The sequence below is a fragment of the Rothia sp. HMSC066H02 genome (genome assembly GCF_001814995.1).
Lineage (GTDB): Bacteria > Actinomycetota > Actinomycetes > Actinomycetales > Micrococcaceae > Rothia > Rothia mucilaginosa.
In genome coordinates this window covers 291837-300870 of record NZ_KV818688.1, presented here as the reverse complement: position 1 = coordinate 300870, position 9034 = coordinate 291837, and the positions used below count along the sequence as shown (strand labels likewise).

Genomic DNA, 9034 nt, shown 5'->3' with positions numbered 1-9034 from the left:
GTAGGCGCGGGTTCGGGTTATCCTTCTTACCCATGGTGGGGTCGTTCTTGCAGCCCCAACGAGTATCGTCTTCATCGCAGGTGCCGCCGACACGGCCCACATCAACCCACCACACACGAATCAGCAACGGATCGACAGTTTCCTTCGTCAACACGACATCCAGAGCATGCCAGTCACCGCCGTTCACACGGAAACGACCAGAGTAAGACACCGTCGCGTAAGCGTGGAAGTTGCCCGAACGCTTATAGACATAACTGGTCGCGGTCTTGCGTGACTCTTCACCACGTGCCCTGCTAACCGGCTTACCCATCGTGTAGAAGCTACCCTCATCACCGTTGCCATACTGGATAGTCATCTGGGTGGGGTAGGATTCCATCTCCACGTGGCCAATCATCAGGTCCCCTTCCCAACGTGCGGTGGGTGCGTCAACGTAGAAGTTGACCGCCTGGTTCTTGTAGACGTTGGGGTTGTCATTACCCTGACCAGAGCCAAGGTTATAGGACTGCTTCAACACAGGAGCCTGGATATCGGTTTTAGCGAATTGGTCCTCAATCTCTTGGAGCATTTCTTCAGGAGAAGGTCCCTTGGGTTGTTCGGGGTTATTCGAGGTCAGCGTTTTGGTGTCGTTGGGTACGCAGTAGTGGCCGCCAACATGGTTGGGGATTTTGTAGGCGTTATCTCCCTGAGGTAGAGATCCCATGACGTAGTGGCCAGGACGCTTATCTTGCGTATAACATTCAATACCTCCATTGGCCTGTGCGCCGCTTTTTGGGAAGTACATTTTTTGACCGCTGCCATCTCGCATCTCAACGGTTCTCTCTCTAAATTCTTCTTCTGCATTTTTCGTGTCAGCTACAAGAGTCGCATTGTCAGTCTGTGAATTGCTTGTGCTGGTATCTCTCTCGCCTTCGCCTGAAGGTCTGGGAGGAGGAGCCGGTGTTGAAGTTTCGCCAGGAAACCGTACACAATGCCCGTCAGGGTTCTGACACTCTGCCGCGTTAGCTATAGTAAAAGAGCTTAGACAAAACAACGCGGTACACAATAAGAGATTAGCAGGTTTGATAAGCTTGAAAATCATTTCTTCAGAATCCCTTTATTGACCAGATCGCTCTGAGAAAGAGTGTTTACAATTTTCCAGTATCCATCGTTAAAATTAAGAATAAATGCACAAATATCATCATCATCCGCTGTATTTTTATTAGTGGTTGTTTGCCCATTAGTCTCAACATATGTGATGTAAGTCCATAGGTGGCGTGTTATCAGCATGTACTCTTTAGTATCTGAGTTGAAAGTAAAGGCCCCTTCCTGCTGGTAGCCGTCGGTTCCTTCGATAACCCATCCACCGCGCTGGTATAGCCCCTCAAGATAGTCATAGAATTTATACTCTTGTGTATTTTTTCCCATATACATTCGTGCATAACTACAATCACCGGTCTGGATTCCGTAGTTATGAGACTTCAGCCAATCCTCCATCATGCTCTGCATTCCTTCTTCGGTCTCAGGATACTGAGCAGGCTCATTACGGGGCTTGGGGACGTTCTGTGCAGGGCCGTAGCCGTCGGCCTTACGGTACTCGCCGTCGGGTGCTTTGGATTGCCCTGAGTATCCGCGAGTAACCTTTGGTTTAGGGGTGGCGCTCGCCGAAGGCGACTCAGATACCGCCGCAGACGCCGAAGCCGACTCGCTCGGCGCTGCGGAGGCGGTGGCTGCCGCCTCATTATTTGCCTGCTGGCCGCAGGCTGCGAGCAGGGCACCAATGCCCACAAGTGTGCCACTGCCCAACAGGGTACGGCGGTTGAAAATGGTCGAATCCATAGAAGATACGCTCCTATCATCGGTGACGGTGTGATATATGTGCATGTCAGGCCATTATTGGCAGGTCAAACTGACCACCGGAAGGAAAACAGCCCCGTAGCGCACCCAACAAACGCATCAATGCGTCATGGAACACTACAGTTACCACCCTACCGCATCTTTGTGTCTATTTGCGTTGCTTTGGGTGCAATAGTATCTGAACGTCATTATTCGGACACATCAATGCTTTATGCATCAAATATCTCTGCGTCCACGAAGGCGCCACCCCTGCAGAATTTGTGCCATGGTTTAGTGTCTTCTGCCATGGCTTTTAACTACGACCAAAGACACTAACCTATGGCACGAATCCGTAACCCATTACCGAATTTGGGTCTGCGTCGGATATGTGGGCGGGGGTCGGTAATGACTTAGTTTTTTCGGTAATGGGTTAGTGACTTTGGGCTGGGGGTTTTAACCATTACCAAAGACACTAAGTCATGACTGAAATTGCTAAGTCATGACCGAACCTCCACCCGGTACTGAGCAGCCCAAAAAACAGAGTAGCCTCCGCACCCGAACGCCCAGGCCTTCGCAATCCCGCCCTCCGCGTTCCAGCTCAGAAGCCCCTCCCACATATCCCACCCCACCCCCTCCTCGTGCCCGTAATGTGGCGGGCAACTCATGCGGCTCACGCGGGGTGTTAGACAGTACTACACTTAAAGCGGAAGTCACATCGCCGTCACTGAAGAAAAGAGTTTTTGTGCCCACCACGACCGTACATTTGACCGACCGCATCCCTCGCGTTTCTGCTGATGAGTTGCTGGCGGGTTTCCGCCCCTCTGAGCGTTTTGGTGAAGTGTCTTTTGATAGCTATATTCCTGATCCGAATCAGCCGTCGCAGGCTGAGGCTGTGCAGAAGCTGAAGGATTTTGGCGACAAGATTAATGGTGGCGGTGCTGGTGCCGGTTTCTTTGGTCGCCTGTTTGGTGGCAAGAAGAAGGATTCTACGAAGGCTGGCCTGTACCTTGACGGCGGTTTTGGTGTGGGTAAGACTCACTTGTTGGCGTCGCTGTGGCATTATGTGGATGGCCCGAAGGCGTTCGGTACTTTTGTGGAGTACACGAACCTGGTGGGTGCGTTGACGTTCCGTAAGACGGTTGAGGCGTTGAGCAGCTACAAGCTGGTGTGCATTGACGAGTTTGAGCTGGATGATCCGGGTGATACTGTGCTCATGTCTCGTCTGATGCGTGAGCTGGCGGATGCTGGCGTGAAGCTTGTGGCGACCTCGAACACGCTGCCTGGTGCGCTGGGTGAGGGCCGTTTCGCGGCTGAGGATTTTAAGCGTGAGATTCAGGTGCTTGCTTCGCAGTTTGAGGTGCGCCGTGTGGATGGTGAGGATTTCCGTCACCGTGGCCTGCCTGCTGCGCCGGAGCCTGTTGCTGATGATGCGTTTGATGCGAAGGTTGAGGAAGTGTTCGGCGGCCAGACTGTTGGTGTTGATAACTTCGCTGACCTGGTGGAGCATCTGGCGAAGGTGCACCCGTCGCGTTACCGTCAGCTGATTGATGGCCTGGATGGTATTGCGTGGCGTGATGTTCACCCGATTACTGAGCAGTCTGTGGCGTTGCGTTTTGTGGTGTTGGCTGACCGCCTGTATGACAAGGACCTGCCGATTGTTTCTTCGGGTGTGCCTTTTGACAAGGTGTTTACTGAGGAGATGCTGGCTGGTGGTTATCAGAAGAAGTATTTCCGTGCGGTGTCTCGTTTGACTGCGTTGGCTCGTGAGGGCATGCTCGGCGAATCTGAGTAGCCGCCGCCTGGCGCCGCGAAACTGGGCAGCGTGAATTGCGCAGCGTTAACTGCGCCGAAAAGTTTATATAGTGAAGACCCCCGCCGGATGCTCCACGAGAGAATCCGGAGGGGGTCTTTGTTTGCCTTGGCTAGTTAAATCTGCGGGCTCATAAATGCCTGCAGTAGATAAGGAAGTTAAAAACATACCGCCCGCTCCTATTGGAAAACGGACGGTGAGAAGTCAGCATCGGAAGGACGCCTTATTAAGAATCTTTCGTTACTGATTCTAGCACAGGGGTTTGCTGCTTCTGCAAGTGCTTCACATAAAATTTTTTTGCGCTTTTTTGGGGTGTGAATGACGGTTTCGAATGCGTATATGGCGTAGTCAGGTTATTGTTAGTCTCAGATGGGCGCAATAATGCTTATCAAGAGTGCAATGCCTGCACTTGATTGCAATCACTCACGAAGGAGTATGCCATGTCTACGGATCCGAAGAACTATCGTATCGGTGTCGATGTTGGTGACCGCTCTGTTGGTCTTGCTGCTATCGAATTTGATGATGCTGGTTTCCCTATCCAGAAGTTGGCTTTGGTGACTTTCCGCCATGACGGTGGTCTTGACCCGACGAAGAATAAGACCCCTGTGAGCCGTAAAAAAACTCGCGGTGATGCTCGTCGTACGATGCGCATGAACCGTCGCCGTAAGCAGCGTCTGCGCGACCTTGATATGATGCTGACGAATCTGGGCTACACTGTGCCGGAAGGCCCTGAGCCTGAGACCTATGAGGCATGGACTTCGCGTGCGCTGTTGGCTTCTATTAAGCTGGCTAACGTTGATGAGCTGAATGAGCATTTGGTGCGCGCTGTGCGCCATATGGCTCGTCACCGTGGTTGGGCTAATCCGTGGTGGTCTATTGATCGGCTGGAAAACGCATCGCGAGAACCCTCAGAGACTTTTGAGATTATTCTGGCTCGTGCGCGTGAGCTGTTTGGTGAGAAGGTTCCGGCTGATCCGACTTTGGGTATGTTGGGTGCTCTTGCCGCTAATAATGAGGTTCTTCTGCGTCCCAGGGATGGGAAGAAGAAAAAGACTGGATATGTACGTGGTACTCCTCTGCTGGTGGCTAAGGTCCGTCAGGAGGACCAGCTGGCTGAGCTTCGTCGCATTTGTGAGATTCAGGGTATTGAAGGGCAGTATGACGCTCTTCGCAGTGCAATTTTTACGCATAAGATGGCATATGTACCGACGGAGCGTGTAGGTAAGGATCCTCTGAATCCTTCGAAGAACCGAACGATTCGCGCGTCTCTGGAGTTCCAGGAGTTCCGCATTCTTGATTCGGTGGCGAATCTGCGTGTACGTACTGATTCTCGTTCGAAGCGTGAGTTGACTGAGGCGGAGTACGATGTAGCTGTCGAGTTTTTGATGAGCTACACCGCTAATGAGCAGCCGAGCTGGGCTGATGTTGCTGAGGTGATTGGTGTTCCTGGCAACCGTCTGATTGCTCCGGTTCTTGAGGACGTTCAGCAGAAGACCGCGCCCTTCGACCGTTCGTCTGCTGCCTTCGAGAAGGCGATGGGTAAGAAGACTGAGGCTCGTCAGTGGTGGGAATCTACTGATGACGATCAGTTGCGTAGTCTGTTCATCTCATTTTTGGTTGATGCAACGGATGATACTGAAGAGGCTGCGGCTGAAGCCGGTTTGCCGGAACTGTATATGAGCTGGCCGGCTGAGGAACGCGAAGTGCTCTCTGATATTGATTTTGAGAAGGGTCGTGTTGCTTATAGCCAGGAGACCCTGTCAAAGCTGAGCGAGTACATGCATGAGTACCGCGTTGGTCTTCATGAAGCCCGTAAGGCTGTCTTCGGTGTGGACGATACGTGGCGTCCCCCGTTGGATAAGCTGGATGAGCAGACTGGTCAGCCGACGGTTGACCGTGTGTTGACGATTCTGCGCCGTTTTGTGTTGGATTGTGAGCGTCAGTGGGGTCGTCCGCGTGCGATTACTGTGGAGCATGCTCGTACTGGTTTGGTGGGTCCTGCGCAGCGTCAGGAGATTTTGAATGAACAGAAGAAGAACCGTGAGAATAATGAGCTTATCCGCGGTGACCTGCGTAAGTCGGGTGTAGAAAATCCGAGTCGCGCGGAAGTTCGTCGTCATTTGATTGTGCAGGAGCAGGAGTCCCAGTGTCTTTACTGCGGTGCTGTGATCAGGACGGATACTTCTGAGCTGGATCATATTGTTCCGCGTGCTGGTGGAGGTTCATCTCGTCGTGAGAATATGGCGGCGGTGTGCCATTATTGTAATTCGAAGAAGAAGCGGACGCTGTTCTATGATTGGGCTGGTCCTGTGAAGTTGCAGGAGACCGTTGACCGTGTTCGCCAGTTGGAGGCCTTTAAGGATTCTAAGAAGGCGAAAATGTTCAAGAATCAGATTCGTCGTTTGAAGCAGACGGAGGCTGATGTGCCGATTGATGAGCGTTCTCTGGCTTCGACTTCGTATGCGGCTGTGGCGGTGCGTGAGCGTTTGGAGCAGCACTTTAATGAGGGTCTTGCACCTGATGATAAGAGCCGTGTGGTGCTGGACGTTTATGCAGGTGCCGTAACGCGCGAGTCCCGTCGCGCCGGTGGTATCGATGAGCGTATTCTTCTGCGCGGTGAGCGTGATAAGAACCGTTTTGATGTGCGCCACCATGCAATTGATGCAGCAGTTATGACCCTCCTGAATCGTTCGGTTGCTTTGACTTTGGAGCAGCGTAGCCAGCTGAGGCGTGCGTTTTATGAGCTGGAGCTGGATAAACTGGACCGTGATCAGCTGAAGCCGGGCGAAGATTGGCGTAACTTTACCGGCCTGTACGAGGCATCTCAGAATAAGTTCTCCGAGTGGAAGAAAGCAGCTACAGTTTTGGGCGATTTGCTGGCTGAAGCAATTGAGGATGATGCTATTGCTGTGGCGAGTCCGCTCCGTTTGCGTCCGCAGAATGGCTCCGTGCACGATGACACGATTAATGCGGTGAAGAAGCTGACTTTGGGTTCTGCATGGCCTGCTGATGCTGTGAAGCGTATTGTCGATCCGGAGATTTACCTGGCTATGAAGGACGTGCTGGGTAAATTGAAGGAGCTTCCTGAGGATTCTGCTCGCTCGCTTGAGCTGTCGGATGGCCGCTACATTGAGGCTGATGATGAGGTACTGTTCTTCCCGAAGAAGGCAGCATCGATTTTGACTCCTCGTGGCGCGGCTGAGATTGGTAATTCGATTCATCATGCTCGCCTGTATAGTTGGCTGACGAAGAAGAGCGAACTGAAGTTCGGTATGCTCCGTGTGTATGGTGCGGAGTTCCCGTGGCTGATGCGTGAAAGCGGTAGCCGTGATGTTTTGCATATGCCCATTCATCCGGGTTCTCAGTCTTTCCGCGGCATGCAGGATGGTGTGCGCAAGGCGGTTGAGAGTGGCGAAGCGGTTGAGTTTGGGTGGATTACTCAGGATGATGAGTTGGAGTTTGATCCGGAAGACTACATTGCTCACGGTGGTGATGATGAGCTGAATCGGCTTCTTCGGGTTATGCCGGAGCGCCGTTGGCGTGTGGATGGCTTCTATAATGCGGGTACTTTGCGCATTCGTCCGGCTTTGTTGTCTGCTGAGCAGCTTCCTTCTGAGCTTCAGAAGAAGGTTGCTGATAAGACTTTGAGCGACGTTGAGGTCATTCTTTTGAGGGCTGTTCAGAGGGGCTTGTTTGTTGCTATTAGCGGCTTCCTGCCTTTGGAGAGCCTGAAGGTTATTCGTCGCAATAACTTGGGTTTCCCTCGTTGGCGTGGTAACGGCAATCTGCCGACTTCGTTCGAGGTTCGTTCTTCGGCGTTGCGCGCTCTGGGCGTGGAAGGCTAGGAGAGCGTGATGGATAGTAAGTGGCGTGTTCTTGATTTCACTGCCTATGAGGGCTTCCTGTCGTATGAGAGGGGGCGAATCGTGGCGGGGGAGCGGAGCACGCCACTTGCTGAGGTTGATTTTATTCTCCTCGGTATGGGGTGCTCCTGGGGTTACGGCCTGGTGGCTGGCCTGGAACGTTTTGATGTTGCTGCCGCGATTTGTGATTGGCGTAATCAGCCGATTTCTACGTTGTATCACTGGTCTGAGAATACGAAGGTGTTTACTCGCCATGAGGCTCAGGCTGAGTTGAGTGTGCCGCGCGCGAAGAATGCGTGGATGCAGATTGTGAAGGCTAAGCTTCGTGGTCAGGCGAATTGTCTTGACGCTATGGGGCGGCCGGGCGCTGCGGATATTCGTGCATTGGCTCGTTCGGTGCGTTCTGGTGATCCGTCGAATGCTGAGGCTCAGGGGGCGCGCCTGTATTGGGGTGCGTTCCTTCCGGAGCGGGGGTTCCGTCGTCAGCAGCTTTCTGATGACGTGGTGAATGGAATGCTCAATTATGGGTATACGATTCTTCGCGGCAGGGTTTTGACTCGTGTGATTGCTGCGGGTTTGTGCCCCACGCTGTCGCTGTTCCACCGGCATCGTTCGAATGCTTTTGCGTTGGTTGATGATTTGGTGGAGCCGTTCCGCCCTGCGGTGGATTTTGCGGTGTATCAGTTGATTTCTGCTGGTTCTGTTGAGTTGGGTCGGCAGGAGAAGGCGGCTTTGGTGCAGGTGTTGTCTGATGCGGTGAATGGTGATTCGCCGTTTAAGCTTCGTACTGTGGTGGAGGATTTTTGTTCTGAGTTTGCGCTCTATGTTGAGGGTGGGCGTGATAGGTTGTCGGTTCCGGTGTGGGAGTTGACGGCTGTTGAGGAGTTGCGTGAGGATGGCTGATCCTGTGTGGTTGATGGTGATGTTTGATTTGCCGGTGAAGACGAAGAGTGAGCGGAGGCTGGCGAATCGTTATCGTCATGTTCTGCTGGATTTGGGTTTTGACCGTATGCAGTTGAGTGTTTATGCGAAGTACTATCTGAATGGGAATGCGACGGGGTCTGATTTGTTCCGGTTGCAGGTTGAGGTTCCGCCGGGTGGTGCGATTCGTATTATGCGTTTTACGGATGCTCAGTGGGCTGGTTCGATTCGCCATTTGGGGCCGGAGGTGCAGCAGATGGAGGAGAAGCCGGATGCTTTAGATATTTTCTAGAGGGTTTTTGTAATGAATGAGCCGGTGGGGTAGTGGCTTTATCTGGTCACTACCTCACCGGCTCGTTTTTCCTTTCGGGCCTCGTTTAGAGAGGGTATCTGATGCAAGTGTGGGGCAGTTTTTCTTTCGAAAAACTACCCCATTTATGCCCCTGACTAGGGGAAACGCTTGATTACTTAAGTATATCAAGGCGAATAATGAAAGATTCTCAACCGCACCGCTAAAGATAATAACCTTGAGGTAAGTATATCAAGGCGAATAATGAAAGATTCTCAACCGCGGTCATGCTTATAGTTGCCGCCTAATAAGTATATCAAGGCGAATAATGAAAGATTC

5 protein-coding genes and 1 pseudogene are annotated in these 9034 nt (G+C 52.4%); 4 read left to right on the top strand and 2 right to left on the bottom strand.

The window, feature by feature from the left end; translation table 11 throughout:
* Positions 1–700: pseudogene (locus tag HMPREF2999_RS09505) on the bottom strand (peptide ABC transporter ATPase); the annotation flags it as partial.
* Positions 701–1074: 374 nt separating this feature from the next.
* Complete coding sequence (locus tag HMPREF2999_RS08450) at positions 1075–1815, bottom strand: DUF6318 family protein (RefSeq protein WP_070675179.1); 741 nt, start codon at positions 1813–1815, stop codon at positions 1075–1077.
* 739 nt (positions 1816–2554) lie between these two features.
* Here HMPREF2999_RS08450 and zapE point away from each other — a divergent pair.
* From zapE to cas2, 4 genes are all read left to right on the top strand, one after another.
* Positions 2555–3604, top strand: coding sequence for a cell division protein ZapE (gene zapE, locus HMPREF2999_RS08445; protein WP_070675182.1), 1050 nt, complete (start codon positions 2555–2557; stop codon positions 3602–3604).
* 458 nt (positions 3605–4062) lie between these two features.
* A complete protein-coding gene (gene cas9 / locus HMPREF2999_RS08440; RefSeq protein ID WP_070675185.1) occupies positions 4063–7467 on the top strand; it encodes a type II CRISPR RNA-guided endonuclease Cas9 in 3405 nt (1134 codons plus the stop codon).
* Positions 7468–7476: 9 nt separating this feature from the next.
* Complete coding sequence (gene cas1, locus HMPREF2999_RS08435) at positions 7477–8388, top strand: type II CRISPR-associated endonuclease Cas1 (RefSeq protein WP_070675188.1); 912 nt, start codon at positions 7477–7479, stop codon at positions 8386–8388.
* A complete protein-coding gene (gene cas2, locus HMPREF2999_RS08430; RefSeq protein ID WP_070675191.1) occupies positions 8381–8698 on the top strand; it encodes a CRISPR-associated endonuclease Cas2 in 318 nt (105 codons plus the stop codon). The genes cas1 and cas2 overlap by 8 nt, the downstream gene beginning before the upstream one ends.
* Positions 8699–9034: the final 336 nt, after the last annotated feature.